The following is a 13,187-nucleotide window of genomic DNA, read 5'->3' as shown; positions in this document are numbered from 1 at the left end:
CGGGAACAACCCATTGTGTCGATTGAGCTACTTTGTATAGGGCGATAGACGTCGCTGGCGGCCCAATGATGGCTAACGTATTCTTCGCGGTTCTTTGAGTCGTCTGACTCGCAAAACCGTTTTTCCTACGTGTATTTCCGGAGTTCGCTGAATGTCTGCTGGTTGGCTGCGCGCCTGTGCGCTGGTGATGTTGGGGCTGTTCAGCGTGTCTGCGCTGGCCAAGGATAAAACGGCGATCGTGATCGGCGGCGGGCTTGCGGGCCTGACGGCGGCGTACGAACTGCAGAACAAGGGCTGGCAGGTCACCCTGCTGGAAGCCAAGCCGAGCCTCGGCGGCCGCTCCGGCATGGCCACCAGCGAATGGATCGGCAACGACAAGACCCAGCCGGTGCTGAACAAGTACGTCTCGACCTTCAAGCTGAGCACCACGCCGGCGCCGGAATTCGTGCGCACGCCGAGCTACCTGATCGACGGCGTGTATTACACCGCCGCTGATCTGGCCACCAAGGAACCGGCCACCAGCGATGCGCTCAAGCGCTACGAAAAGACCCTGGACGATCTGGCGCGCTCGATCGAAGACCCGCAGAACCCGGCGGCGAACAGCACGCTGCATGCCCTGGATCAGATCAACGTCTCCAACTGGCTCGACCGTTTGACGCTGCCAGCCACGGCTCGGCAGTTGATCAATCAGCAAATTCGTACCCGTTATGACGAACCTTCGCGCCTGTCGCTGCTGTATTACGCACAACAGAGCCGGGTTTATCGCGGTGTGTCCGACCGTGACCTGCGTGCTTCGCGCCTGCTCGGCGGCAGCCCGGTGTTGGCACAAGCTTTCGTCAAACAACTGAAAACCATCAAGACAAGCTCCCCGGTCTCGTCCATTACCCAGGACAAGGATGGCGTGACCGTCAAAGTCGGCAGCGTTGGCTATCAGGCTGACTACGTCGTGGTCGCCGTGCCATTGCGTGCCCTGAGCAAGATCCAGATGACCCCGGCGCTGGATGCTCAGCACATGGGCGCCATCAAAGGCACCAACTACGGTTGGCGCGACCAGATCATGCTGAAGTTCAAGACGCCAGTATGGGAAAGCAAGGCGCGCATGTCCGGCGAGATCTACAGCAACACCGGACTGGGCATGTTGTGGGTCGAGCCAGCCCTGAAGGGCGGTGCCAACGTGGTGATCAACCTGTCCGGCGACAATGCACGGGTGATGCAGGCCTTCGGCGACAAGCAGATGGCCGATCAGGTGCTGATTCGTTTGCATGCGTTTTATCCACAGGCACGCGGTTCGTTCACTGGCTATGAAATCCGTCGCTACAGTACCGATCCGTCGATGGGCGGCGCTTACCTGGCCTTTGGCCCGGGCCAGATCAGCAAGTACTGGCGCCTGTGGGAACGTCCGCTGCAACGCGTAGCGTTCGCTGGCGAACACACCGACACGTTGTACCCAGGCACGCTGGAAGGCGCATTGCGCACCGGTCAGCGCGCAGCCAGTCAGGTTGAAGACCTGGCGGCGGGCAAGTCGTTTGAGCCGGCGAAAGTTGTTCCGGCAGCGACTGCTGTTGCGGCCGGAGCAGTGGCGGCGAAGAAGGGCAACTTCTTCAGCAATCTGTTTGGTGGATCCTCCGATGAGGACAAGAAGCCGGAGCCGGTCAAGGCACCAGAGCCGGTCACACCGCCAGCACCGGCGCCAGCTCCAGTGGCCACCCCGGCACCTGCGCCAGTGGAAGCACCGAAGCCTGCAGCACCGGTGAAAGCCGAGCCAGCCAAGAAGGCTCCGGCCAAAGCGCCGGCGAAAAAGCCTGCTGCCAAAACCGAAGCCAAAAAAGCGCCGGCTAAAACCCCGGCGAAAAAAGCTGAAACGGCGAAGAAGCCTGCGGCCAAGCCCGCTGTGGCCGATACCAAAGCGCAGTAAGCTTTTGGATTAAGGAAACGCGGCAGAAATGCCGCGTTTTTTTATGCCTGAAGAAAAGAACTGAATAAACCTCATGGCGGAGGTGTTCTTCATTTGGACGTCATCTTTTTTCACACATTGGTCTTTAATCTTTCCTTAACTCACCCATTTCAGACTCTTGATCGTATTTCTCGATATTTCAAAGCGAAATTTTCCGCTTTAAATCGATAGATAACTCGATAGTCTTGGTCGCAGTTCTCACAGGATTTGGGCATGCAGCTACGTAACTCTTCTTCCCGCTACGGTTGGGTCAGCATCTTCATGCATTGGGGCGTGGCGCTGGCGGTCTTCGGTCTGTTCGCGTTGGGGTTGTGGATGGTCGGACTCGACTACTACAGCGTCTGGCGCAAAGACGCGCCGGACCTGCACAAGAGTATTGGCCTGGTGTTGTTGGCGGTGATGTTTCTTCGGGTGATCTGGCGTTTCATCAGCCCGCCGCCGCCCACACTGGAAAGCTATAGCCGCCTGACGCGCATCGGCGCGAAGTTCGGCCATTCGTTCCTGTACCTCGGCCTGTTTGCTGTGATGATTGCCGGTTACCTGATTTCCACCGCAGACGGTGTCGGGATTCCGGTGTTTGGCCTGTTTGAAGTTCCTGCGCTGGTGTCCGGACTACCGGACCAGGCAGACACCGCCGGTGTGATTCATCTGTATCTGGCGTGGGTACTGGTAATTTTTTCCGGTCTCCATGCGTTGGCAGCATTGAAGCACCACTTTATCGATCGTGATGCGACCCTCACTCGAATGCTGGGCCGCAAAGCCTGAAGTTCAACCTCGACTCAAAGGAATAGAAAGCATGTTGAAAAAGACCCTCGCCGCTCTGGCAATCGGTTCCGCTCTGCTGTCCGCCGGTCACGTAATGGCTGCTGACTACGTCGTCGACAAGGAAGGCCAGCACGCCTTCGTTGACTTCAAGATCAGCCACCTGGGCTACAGCTACATCACCGGTACCTTCAAGGACATCGACGGCAAGTTCAGCTTCGACGCTGCCAAGCCTGAAGCCAGCAAGATCGAGTTCAATGTGAACACCGCCAGCGTGTTCACCAACAACGCCGAGCGCGACAAGCACATCGCCAGCGGTGATTTCCTGAACGCGAGCAAGTTCGCTAAAGCCACATTTGTTTCCACCAGCGTCAAATCCACCGGCAAAAATGCCGCGGGCAAAGACACTGCCGACGTGGCGGGTGATCTGACCATCGCAGGCGTCACCAAGCCAGTCGTGGTCAAGGCCACCTTCCTGGGTGAAGGCAAGGATCCATGGGGCGGCTACCGTGCCGGCTTCGAAGGCACTACCAGCATCAAGCGTTCCGACTTCGGCAAGCAGAAAGACCTGGGCCCATCGTCCGACGCGGTCGAACTGTACGTGACGTTTGAAGGTGTGAAAGCGAAGTAACTTTCGCCGCTTGAACAAAAACGCCCCCGATCTCGCGATCGGGGGCGTTTTTTATTGCCTGGCAAAACCTGGAGGATCTATGCAAATCCCCTGTGGGAGCGAGCCTGCTCGCGATAGCGTCTTAACATTCAACATCTCTATTGGCTGATCTACCGCCATCGCGAGCAGGCTCGCTCCCACAGGGGGGTTGATGATGCATAAAAAAATGCCCCGGATCGTGAGATCAGGGGCATTTTTTATGGCTGGGGAAAACTCAGCGGTTGCGAGTCAGCAACGCTGGTTTTTCACCACGCGGACGGCCTGGCAGTTGATCAAGCTGCTCAGGAGTCGGGAAACGATCGGTTTTCGACTCCTTGTGAATGATCTTCGGTGCCGGACCACGCGGGTTTTGCACGGCCGGTTCCGAACGCGGCTGGTCATCACGCGCCGGGCGACGATTGCGGCCTTCTTCGCGACGGGCCTGACCGTCACGTGGAGCGCCGTTACGTGGACCGCTGCGCTTGGCCGGCGGCGTGCCAGTGGTGGCGCCGTCGCTGCTGCGAGGACCGCTTTGGCGACCCTGAGGCTTGCCGCCAGTGCGCGGAGCACCAGCGCCAGCGGCCGAACCTTGTGCCGGAGCACCCGGACGGCGACCACGGCCCTGAGCCGGCTTGGCTTGAGGCACGTAGTCGACGCGGTTACCGAAGTTATCGACATCGTCGTCCAGGAACTCGTCCGGAGCGCGATCAGCGGCAGCGCGTGGCGCCGGACGCTGTTGCTCGCGAGCCGGAGTGCCTTCGCGTGGTTTCTGCTCACGGGCCGGACGCTCGCCACGACCGCTGGCTGCAGGTTTTTCCTTGCCGCCCTTGTCCTTGCCCTTGTCTTTACGACCGCCGCCACCGCCGCTGCCGTTCGGACCGTCGCCGCGCGGGCCACGTGGGTTGCGCGGGTTACGCACATCCGGACGCTCGCGGACTTCCGGTTTCTCGGCTTCCACAGCGCTGGAATCGAAGCCCATCAGGTCGCCGTCGGCGATTTTCTGCTTGGTCATGCGTTCGATGCTTTTCAGCAGCTTTTCTTCGTCCGGAGCCACCAGCGAGATCGCCTCGCCCGAACGACCGGCACGGCCGGTACGGCCGATGCGGTGAACGTAATCTTCGTCGACGTTCGGCAGCTCGAAGTTGACCACGTGTGGCAACTGATCGATGTCGAGGCCGCGAGCGGCGATGTCGGTGGCAACCAGGATGCGCACTTCGCCAGCCTTGAAGTCGGCCAGGGCTTTGGTGCGCGCGTTCTGGCTCTTGTTGCCGTGGATCGCCACTGCGCTCAGGCCGTGTTTGTCCAGGTATTCGGCCAGACGGTTGGCGCCGTGCTTGGTGCGGGTGAACACCAGCACCTGTTCCCAGGCGCCCGCGGTGATCAGGTGCGCCAACAGCGAACGCTTGTGGCTGGCGGCCAGACGAAACACACGCTGTTCGATGCGCTCGACCGTGGTGTTCGGCGGCGTGACTTCGATGCGTTCCGGGTTGTGCAGCAGCTTGCCGGCGAGGTCGGTGATGTCCTTGGAGAACGTCGCCGAGAACAGCAGGTTCTGACGCTTGGCCGGGAGGCGGGCCAGGACCTTCTTCACGTCATGGACAAAGCCCATGTCGAGCATGCGGTCGGCTTCGTCCAGCACGAGGATTTCCACGTGGGACAAGTCGACGCTGCCTTGACCGGCGAGGTCGAGCAGGCGGCCGGGGCAGGCCACCAACACGTCAACACCACGGGACATGGCCTGAACCTGCGGGTTCATGCCGACGCCGCCGAAGATGCAGGCGCTGACGAACTTCAGGTCACGGGCATAGACCTTGAAGCTCTCGTGAACTTGAGCCGCGAGTTCGCGGGTTGGGGTCAGGACCAGCACGCGTGGCTGGCGCGGGCCGTGACGCTGGGATTTGTCCGGGTGACCGCCCGGAAACAACCGCTCCAGAATCGGAAGGGCGAAGCCGCCGGTTTTACCAGTACCTGTCTGAGCCGCAACCATCAGGTCGCGACCTTGCAACACGGCGGGAATGGCCCGCTGTTGCACCGGAGTAGGCTCGGTATAGCCCGCTGCCTCGATGGCGCGGACTAAAGCCTCGGAGAGACCGAGGGAAGCAAAGGACATGAGTAATCCTGTTTTAGTTAGGGCTTGGCCCAATGGGAGTCTTGCCTGGCGCGAATGGCGTTTAAGAGGAACGCAATCCCGTCCGGTCCTGCTGGGCCTTGAAAGCTCGTCTGGAGCGCTCGCGCGGGCTGAAAAGCTGCGCTGTAGCGGGGTCGAGATGCCTTGAACAAGTCCGAGCGTCCGGGCGTGAGCCTGGCGGGAAGGCCGGAGTATAACAGAGCAATCACTGCGCGCCGCTTTCCTGCTGCTCAACGGTTTTTCCGCGGGCGGCGGTGGCCCTGGCGGCTTTCGTGCTGACTGCCGGATCGGCGCCATAACGGGCACTCAGTTCGGCGTAGGCGGGCTCGCGCTTGAACCGCTTGAGTTCGGCGCCGAAGCGTTGCACCAGCAAGTCCATGCCCGCATTGCGGCGCACCGCCAGGAATTGGCTTTGTTGGCTGATGATGGTCGGGTTTTCGCTGATCTGGTCGCGGATGTTCAATTCGTCGAGCAAATGCTGGCCGACCCGGCGATCGGTGATCAGCAGATCGATCCGCCCGCGCACCAGTTTGCCGAAGTTGGCTTCATGGGTGGGCGCCGGTTCGCGAGTGAACAGGGTCGATTCGCGAAAGTCCGGGCTGTACAGATAGCCCGGCGACGTGCCGATGGTCAGGCCTTTCAGGTCCTCGAGGGTGCGAAACGGATGAGGTCGCTCGTTGGCGTAAAACATCACGAACTGGACTTCCGAGAGCGGTTCGCTGGGGTAGAGCAGGGTGGCGTCGCGCTCTTCGCTGTGAAAAATGTCCAGCGCGCCATCGGCCTGGCCGGTTTCGAGCATCGACAGGCAGCGTTTCCATGGCAGGAACTGCCACTCGACTTCGATCCCCAGGCGCTTGAAGACGATGGCCGTGGTTTCGTAGTCCAGGCCCAGTGATTTGCCGTTTTCCTCATAGACGTAAGGCGCCCATGGTTCGGTGACAATGCGCAATTTCTCGCCCCGAGCGGCGAAGCTCAGGCAAGTGAAAACCAGCACGGCGATTAACTGCGGGATCAATGGCATGGGCTTGAGATTACGACGAGAAACGGGAAAGAGCCAGAAACCGCCTGCAGATGCTCTATCTCCGTGTGTTGCATCACAATAAAAGCGCGTGAAAAGCAAAAAATCGCAGACTTCCGCAGCGCCTACAGGGATTAAACAATCCCGAATGCAGGCGCTGCCGAAGACTGCGATCTTTTGATCTTGCGTGTAACGATGTTTAGCGCGGCAGCTTCAGGTTGTTCCACACCGCCAGACTCGCTTCAGCCTGGTTCAGTGTGTAGAAGTGCAGCCCCGGAGCGCCACCTTGCAGCAGGCGTTCACACATCTCGGTGATGACTTGCTCACCAAAGCCTTGAATGCTCTGGGTGTCGTCGCCGTAGGCTTCCAGTTGCTTGCGGATCCAGCGCGGGATTTCCGCACCGCAGGCATCGGAGAAGCGCGCGAGCTTGCTGTAGTTGGTGATCGGCATGATCCCCGGCACGATCGGGATGTTCACGCCCATCGCCCGTACGCGCTCGACGAAGTAGAAGTAGCTGTCGGCGTTGAAGAAGTACTGGGTGATCGCGCTGTCGGCGCCAGCGTTGGCCTTGCGCACGAAGTTGTTCAGATCGTCTTCGAAATTGCGCGCTTGCGGATGCATTTCCGGGTAAGCGGCGACTTCGATGTGGAAATGATCGCCGGTCTCTTCACGAATGAATTCAACCAGGTCGTTAGCGTGGCGCATTTCACCGCTGGCCATGCCCATGCCCGAAGGCAGGTCGCCGCGCAGGGCAACAATACGCTTGATGCCGGCTGCCTTGTATTGCGCCAGCAGGCCGCGCAAGTCGTCCTTGCTGTCGCCCACGCAGGACAGATGCGGTGCGGCAGGGACTTTGACTTCGCTTTCGAGCTGCAACACGGTGTTGAGGGTTCGATCACGGGTCGAACCGCCAGCGCCATAGGTGCAGGAGAAGAAGTCGGGGTTGTACGTGGCCAGCTGACGAGCAGTGGCGAGCAGCTTTTCATGCCCAGCGTCGGTCTTCGTAGGGAAGAACTCGAAACTGTAGCGACGGTCTTGGGACATGGTCATATCCTTGGAAACACGTAAGCCGGAGGCTTGCACGTCCCAATGTGGGAGCGGGCTTGTGTGGCGAGGGAGCTTGCTCCCGCTGGGTCGCGCAGCGTCCCCAAAGCTTTGCGACTGCTTCGCAGTCGAGCGGGAGCAAGCTCCCTCGCCACACAAACCCGCTCCCACAAGGGAGAGCAGGCAGCAGGTCGAATCAGTAGCGGTAAGCGTGCGGCTTGAACGGACCTTCAACAGTCACGCCGATGTAGTCGGCCTGGGTCTTGGTCAGTTGAGTCACGACGCCGCCGAAACCGCGGACCATTTCCAGGGCCACTTCTTCGTCGAGTTTCTTCGGCAGTACTTCAACGGTCAGGCGCTCGGCTTTCTGGGCTGGCGACAGGTCGGCGTACTTCTGGCCGAACAGGAAGATCTGCGCCAGAACCTGGTTGGCGAACGAACCGTCCATGATGCGGCTTGGGTGACCGGTTGCGTTACCCAGGTTAACCAGACGGCCTTCGGCCAGCAGGATCAGGTAGTCGTCGTTCTGGGCATCGAATGCGCCAGGACCGGTACGGTGGATTTTGTGAACCTGCGGCTTCACTTCTTCCCATGCCCAGTTCTTGCGCATGAAAGCGGTGTCGATTTCGTTGTCGAAGTGACCGATGTTGCAGACAACAGCACGCTTCTTCAGGGCTTTGAGCATGTTCGCGTCGCAAACATTGACGTTGCCGGTGGTGGTCACGATCAGGTCGATCTTGCCCAGCAGCGCTTTGTCGATGCTTGCTTCGGTGCCGTCGTTGATGCCGTCGATGAACGGCGAAACCAGCTCGTAGCCGTCCATGCAGGCTTGCATGGCGCAGATCGGGTCGACTTCGGAGACTTTAACGATCATGCCTTCCTGACGCAGGGACTGAGCGGAGCCCTTGCCCACGTCACCGTAACCGATGACCAGCGCTTGCTTGCCGGACAGCAGGTGGTCGGTGCCGCGCTTGATCGCGTCGTTCAGGCTGTGACGGCAGCCATACTTGTTGTCGTTCTTGCTCTTGGTCACCGAGTCGTTGACGTTGATGGCCGGGATTTTCAGCTCGCCCTTGGCCAGCATGTCCAGCAGGCGGTGAACGCCGGTGGTGGTTTCTTCGGTGACGCCGTGGACGCGGTCCAGGATCGCCGGGTATTTCTTGTGCAGCAGCTCGGTCAGGTCGCCGCCGTCGTCGAGGATCATGTTGGCATCCCAAGGCGCGCCATCTTTCAGGATGGTTTGCTCCAGGCACCACTCGTACTCTTCTTCAGTTTCGCCTTTCCAGGCGAAAACCGGAATACCGGCAGCAGCGATAGCGGCAGCGGCCTGGTCCTGAGTCGAGAAAATGTTGCAGGACGACCAACGCACTTCGGCACCCAGGGCAACCAGGGTTTCGATCAGCACGGCAGTCTGAATGGTCATGTGGATGCAGCCGAGGATTTTCGCGCCTTTGAGCGGTTGCTCGGCGGAGTACTTGCGGCGCAGACCCATCAGGGCTGGCATTTCGGATTCAGCGATGATGGTTTCGCGACGGCCCCAGGCAGCCAGGGACATGTCGGCGACTTTGTAATCGTTAAAATCTGCAGGCGTGATAACAGCGCTCATGATGAGCCTCCATTCGTAATGTATGCGAATGGGCGCCGTTGTGCGTTTAGTGTCTGGCCGTGGCCAGGCAACGCCCCATCCGAGCCTGACAGGTCGAACCTGCTGCAGCGCCCCTCGGACAGGTGGCGGGAAAACGGTATCAATGGAACGTTACCGTTTTGAAACGGGGGCGATTATAGCGGGCTATGCTGATCTTCCAAAGCCTTTCTGCAGGTCAATGTCCGAACGGTAATCGAGACCATAGTCGATGCTCAATAGAGCTCTAGTCCGGGCTCTGCCATGATGGGCGGCATCAATCGGCAAGACGGTCAGGAGTGAATATGAATTTCCACACCCGCAAATGGGTAAAACCCGAAGACCTCAACCCCAACGGCACGCTGTTCGGCGGCAGCCTGTTGCGCTGGATCGACGAAGAAGCGGCGATCTACGCGATCGTCCAGTTGGGCAATCAACGCGTGGTCACCAAGTACATTTCCGAAATCAACTTCGTCAGCGCTTCGCGCCAGGGCGACATCATCGAACTGGGCATCACCGCCACCGAGTTCGGCCGTACGTCGATCACCCTGACCTGCGAAGTGCGTAACAAGATCACCCGCAAAAGCATCCTGACGGTGGAGAAGATGGTCTTCGTCAATCTGGGTGAGGACGGCTTGCCTGCGCCGCATGGCCGGACCGAGATCAAGTACGTCAAGGATCAGTTTCAGGATGATGGCATCACCGAGTGAGATCGGCGGTGTGCCCATCGCTAGCAGGCTAGCTCCCACATTGATTCAGCGGACCACTGAACAGCACCGAAGCCAACGTGTCGTACCTACATGACACGCCACAGGTTCAGGAGCTTCAATGGACACGCAAAAAGAAGGCAAGACCCCCGACCTCTCGGCGAAAGAACAGCATGAGGTCGAAAAAAACCAGCCTCCACGCGCAGCGGTGCTGCACGAAATCATCCGCACCCAAGGCGACCAGGAGCTTGAGCGCAGCGTCGCCGCGCTGTGGTGGTCGGCGTTGGCCGCCGGCCTGACCATGGGGCTTTCGCTGATGGCCATGGGGTTGCTCAATTCCCGCCTGCCGGACGCCGAAGGCTTCAAGGTCATCGCCAGTTTCGGCTACTGCGCCGGTTTTCTCGCGGTGATCCTCGCCCGCCAGCAACTGTTCACCGAAAACACCCTGACGGCCGTGCTGCCGATCATGAGCAAACCCACACTGGGTAACTTCGGCCGGTTACTGCGGTTGTGGTCGGTGGTGTTGGTGGGCAACCTCTGTGGCACGCTGCTGGTAGCGTATGTGATGCTGCATCTGCCGATTTTCGACAGCAAGACCGACCTGGCCTTCCTCGACATCGGCCGCAAGGTCATGGAAAACGATGCCAGCCAGATGTTCGCCAAGGGCATCGTCTCGGGCTGGATGATCGCCACCATGGTCTGGATGATCCCGTCCATGGAGAGCGCCAAGATGTGGATCATCATCCTCATCACCTATTTCATGGCGCTGGGGGACTTCACCCACATCGTGGTCGGTTCGGCCGAGGTTTCGTATCTGGTCTTTGCCGGGGAACTGCCGTGGAAGGATTTCTGGCTGGTGTTCGCCGGTCCGACGCTGGCGGGCAACATCATCGGTGGCAGCTTTATTTTTGCGCTGATCAGCCATGCGCAGATTCGCAGTGAAAGCGGCGCGCCTAAAGAGAAGGGAAGCGAAGCCAGGAAGACCGCTGACGAGGACGCCAGGCCATGAGGCCGGGCGAGGCATCGGCGCTCGCCCGGGCCGTGCGGGAATTTTCGGTTATCTGTCAGGGATCAGCCATGCGCGGGCCTGATCGACTGTTGTCGAGTGGGAAGGGCGCGATGAGGACAGGGCAGTGCGGGAGACGTACCGATCGGCAATTCGACTCAGTACAACGTTGTAATCCTTGTCGCTCCGGGCTTCTCGCAAGTCAACGATGGCCTGGTTCAACAGCTTGACGTTGACGTCGGGCTGACGAGAGCGATACAGGGAGGGGTAAATCACTTCGCGAATGAAGTTTTCAGTCTTGGTGACGATGTCGCGCTGGCCCATTTCCTTGATCGCCTCGGTCATTACCACGGACTTTGGCCCTGTAGCCCCGGCATCCATGCGTTTAACGGCTTGCAACAGCTCGATGTAATCCGGATCGTTTTCGTGGTTGAGCTTTTTCGCCAGCCAATCGATTTTTCCTGGAACGTCGCCGATCTGATCCAGGCTCGCCATCGCTTTACGCATTTCTGTGGTGAGTGTCAGCGTGTCATTCGTTGTGGCTTTTGCATCAACCAGGGCGTTTTTCAGATCTGTCAGCGCCTGTTGGGCTTGCTGCCGGAAGGTGATGACGGCTGTGGAACCCTCATCGTTCTTCAGCTCAAGCGCCACCGCTTCGAACAGCGGATCATCCAGCGCCAGCAGTGCACCGCCAATGGAGTTGAAGGTGTACGTTTCTTTATGGTCACGGCGCCCCAAGTAGTTACCAACTTCAAGTTGCAGTTTCTGCTGCAGGTGGTTTTTGTGCTCTAGCGGCATGCTGAAGTTGACGGTGCCTTGTAACGCCCCCGTGAAGTCACCCTTTTCGGTCCTCAGAGGAACAGTGACGGTTTTACTTGCGAATGTTTTGATGCCATTGGCTTCTTGTGCATCCCGAGCCGAGTAGCGTACGCCGACGAACTTGTCGGCCATGGCCGAAGACAATGTGCCGCGATCGTTTTTTTTGCCGGCGTTCCCGCTCTGAAACTTGAGAATCAACTGATCGCTTTCGGGAATTGCGCTCATCGGGAATTGAGGCTCGTAAAGATCCATGACCGGTGTATTGAGCATGATCCCCCCGTCCTGAAATGCAGTCCGCTCTCCGTCAGCCTGAAAGGGTAATTGTTGTTCCGTAGGCTTTTGGAATACGACGGGCAATGAACCTGAAATATGCGCCGCACGAGCCACGTCCAGGTCCGGGGTCAGACTGGCATTGAACACCACCATCTGGGGGCGTTCGTCAAACATGGCCGTGCCGGTGATGTGCAGTTGCTTGATTTGAGGCTTCTCTTCGCTAAGCGCGGCCAGATTGTCGAAGGTCACATAACGGTTTTGTTCTATTTGTTCCAATGCGTCGTCCGCTCTAGAAAGTGGCCGCGGTAAACCTTCCAGGGAGTGGTTGAAGTGTGACTGGACCGACTCAACCATTTTTTCGCGGATCAGTGCTTCCAGCGGCAGGGCTTTGGATTGGAAACGAGGTAACAGATCGAACAGTAACCTGCCGATGGTGCCGGCTTTGCCCGGGATCTTTGCGATGCCTTTGCCAAGGGTGGAGCTGGCGTGCTGTATCGGTCCCAGCACTTTGCTCTGACTGTCGAGCAGCGAAACGAGGTTGGTTTCGTCCGACATCTTGTCGAAGTCTGCGTGACCCATGCCGCTGGCCAGGAAAGCCGCAGAAATAGCGCCGGCTGACGAGCCGGAGATGATTCGGATCTTGCCCAAGGCTCCACTCTCCTCCAGCGCTTTGACCATACCGGAGAAGGCGACGCCCTTGGCGCCGCCGCCGCTGAGTACCAGGCGTTCGATATCGGGGAGCTTGAGGTCCATTTCGACCACGCCGTTTTCAAAACGACGAATCGACAGCCCTCGATCGGTAGGTGGTTGCGCCAGTATTTCGCACTTACCTTGAACGGTTCGCGTAGCCCCCGTTATGAAATCACCCCAGTCATGGTCTATCGAATGAGTAGGTGAGGCCGCAGGGGGGACGCTCGAGATGCTTGCAGGACGTATCGAAGTTAGATGGCTGTTGACGGAAATGGGCATGCTGTCTCTTCCTTGAGGAATACCGGAAGTGACACTTTAGACGTGTATGGACGCGTCAAAACTCTGCGCAGCAATTGGAAATAATATCGCGAAAGACGCTTTTGAAACGGTCCGAAAGGCTCTGGCGCGAGCCTTTCAGAATGCACTGTCCAATCGGCTATACGGTCTGGGAAATATTCCCACAGCGCGCGTCTCCAATGCTTCGACACCCAGGGCAGATTTCCAGGCCGGTTTTG

Annotated in this window: 10 protein-coding genes and 1 riboswitch; of the genes, 5 read left to right on the top strand and 5 right to left on the bottom strand. The window is 59.0% G+C overall.

Translation table 11 applies throughout. The features are described 5' to 3' along the window. Positions 1-151: 151 nt before the first annotated feature. From KJF94_RS24565 to KJF94_RS24555, 3 genes are all read left to right on the top strand, one after another. A complete protein-coding gene (locus KJF94_RS24565; RefSeq protein WP_214379452.1) occupies positions 152-1,915 on the top strand; it encodes a flavin monoamine oxidase family protein in 1,764 nt (587 codons plus the stop codon). A 252-nt stretch (positions 1,916-2,167) separates the two neighbouring features. Further along, on the top strand, positions 2,168-2,719 hold the full coding sequence (locus KJF94_RS24560; protein WP_214379450.1) for a cytochrome b: 552 nt from the start codon (positions 2,168-2,170) through the stop codon (positions 2,717-2,719). 31 nt (positions 2,720-2,750) lie between these two features. Beyond that, on the top strand, positions 2,751-3,347 hold the full coding sequence (locus tag KJF94_RS24555; protein ID WP_214379448.1) for a YceI family protein: 597 nt from the start codon (positions 2,751-2,753) through the stop codon (positions 3,345-3,347). A 253-nt stretch (positions 3,348-3,600) separates the two neighbouring features. Here the strand turns inward: KJF94_RS24555 and rhlE2 are convergent, their stop codons facing one another. The 4 genes from rhlE2 to ahcY all read right to left on the bottom strand — a co-directional run bounded on the left by rhlE2 (position 3,601) and on the right by ahcY (position 9,162). Continuing rightward, positions 3,601-5,475, bottom strand: a complete 1,875-nt coding sequence (gene rhlE2 / locus KJF94_RS24550) for an RNA helicase RhlE2 (RefSeq protein ID WP_214379446.1) — start codon at positions 5,473-5,475, stop codon at positions 3,601-3,603. A gap of 223 nt (positions 5,476-5,698) precedes the next feature. Continuing rightward, on the bottom strand, positions 5,699-6,514 hold the full coding sequence (locus KJF94_RS24545) for a substrate-binding periplasmic protein (RefSeq protein ID WP_214379444.1): 816 nt from the start codon (positions 6,512-6,514) through the stop codon (positions 5,699-5,701). A 196-nt stretch (positions 6,515-6,710) separates the two neighbouring features. Then, complete coding sequence (gene metF, locus KJF94_RS24540) at positions 6,711-7,556, bottom strand: methylenetetrahydrofolate reductase [NAD(P)H] (protein ID WP_010466919.1); 846 nt, start codon at positions 7,554-7,556, stop codon at positions 6,711-6,713. Between the two features lie 196 nt (positions 7,557-7,752). Further along, positions 7,753-9,162: an adenosylhomocysteinase gene (gene ahcY / locus KJF94_RS24535; RefSeq protein WP_214379442.1), complete on the bottom strand. Its 1,410-nt coding sequence runs from the start codon at positions 9,160-9,162 to the stop codon at positions 7,753-7,755. 23 nt (positions 9,163-9,185) lie between these two features. Then, a riboswitch (S-adenosyl-L-homocysteine riboswitch) is annotated at positions 9,186-9,284 on the bottom strand. A 198-nt stretch (positions 9,285-9,482) separates the two neighbouring features. On the opposite strand from ahcY, the gene KJF94_RS24530 reads away from it, so the two are divergent. Both KJF94_RS24530 and KJF94_RS24525 read left to right on the top strand, forming a co-directional pair. After that, positions 9,483-9,887 carry an acyl-CoA thioesterase gene (locus KJF94_RS24530; RefSeq protein WP_214379440.1) on the top strand — a complete coding sequence of 135 codons (405 nt, stop codon included), beginning with the start codon at positions 9,483-9,485 and terminating at the stop codon, positions 9,885-9,887. A gap of 118 nt (positions 9,888-10,005) precedes the next feature. Then, entirely contained in the window at positions 10,006-10,893 is an 888-nt protein-coding gene (locus KJF94_RS24525) for a formate/nitrite transporter family protein (RefSeq protein ID WP_214379438.1), read from the top strand. Positions 10,894-10,941: 48 nt separating this feature from the next. Here KJF94_RS24525 and KJF94_RS24520 read toward each other — a convergent pair whose 3' ends face one another. Then, positions 10,942-12,951, bottom strand: coding sequence for a patatin-like phospholipase family protein (locus tag KJF94_RS24520; RefSeq protein WP_214379436.1), 2,010 nt, complete (start codon positions 12,949-12,951; stop codon positions 10,942-10,944). Between the last annotated feature and the right edge of the window lie 236 nt (positions 12,952-13,187).

Source organism: Pseudomonas hormoni (assembly GCF_018502625.1).
Classification (GTDB): Bacteria; Pseudomonadota; Gammaproteobacteria; order Pseudomonadales; family Pseudomonadaceae; genus Aquipseudomonas; species Aquipseudomonas hormoni.
This window is presented reverse-complemented; position numbering and strand designations above follow the sequence as displayed.

Bases quoted from the DNA above. Each gene is read 5' to 3' on its own strand.
- KJF94_RS24565 (WP_214379452.1), top strand. From the start codon at position 152: ATGTCTGCTGGTTGGCTGCGCGCCTGTGCGCTGGTGATGTTGGGGCTG.
- KJF94_RS24560 (WP_214379450.1), top strand. From the start codon at position 2,168: ATGCAGCTACGTAACTCTTCTTCCCGCTACGGTTGGGTCAGCATCTTC.
- KJF94_RS24555 (WP_214379448.1), top strand. From the start codon at position 2,751: ATGTTGAAAAAGACCCTCGCCGCTCTGGCAATCGGTTCCGCTCTGCTG.
- rhlE2 (WP_214379446.1), bottom strand. From the start codon at position 5,475: ATGTCCTTTGCTTCCCTCGGTCTCTCCGAGGCTTTAGTCCGCGCCATC.
- KJF94_RS24545 (WP_214379444.1), bottom strand. From the start codon at position 6,514: ATGCCATTGATCCCGCAGTTAATCGCCGTGCTGGTTTTCACTTGCCTG.
- metF (WP_010466919.1), bottom strand. From the start codon at position 7,556: ATGTCCCAAGACCGTCGCTACAGTTTCGAGTTCTTCCCTACGAAGACC.
- ahcY (WP_214379442.1), bottom strand. From the start codon at position 9,162: ATGAGCGCTGTTATCACGCCTGCAGATTTTAACGATTACAAAGTCGCC.
- KJF94_RS24530 (WP_214379440.1), top strand. From the start codon at position 9,483: ATGAATTTCCACACCCGCAAATGGGTAAAACCCGAAGACCTCAACCCC.
- KJF94_RS24525 (WP_214379438.1), top strand. From the start codon at position 10,006: ATGGACACGCAAAAAGAAGGCAAGACCCCCGACCTCTCGGCGAAAGAA.
- KJF94_RS24520 (WP_214379436.1), bottom strand. From the start codon at position 12,951: ATGCCCATTTCCGTCAACAGCCATCTAACTTCGATACGTCCTGCAAGC.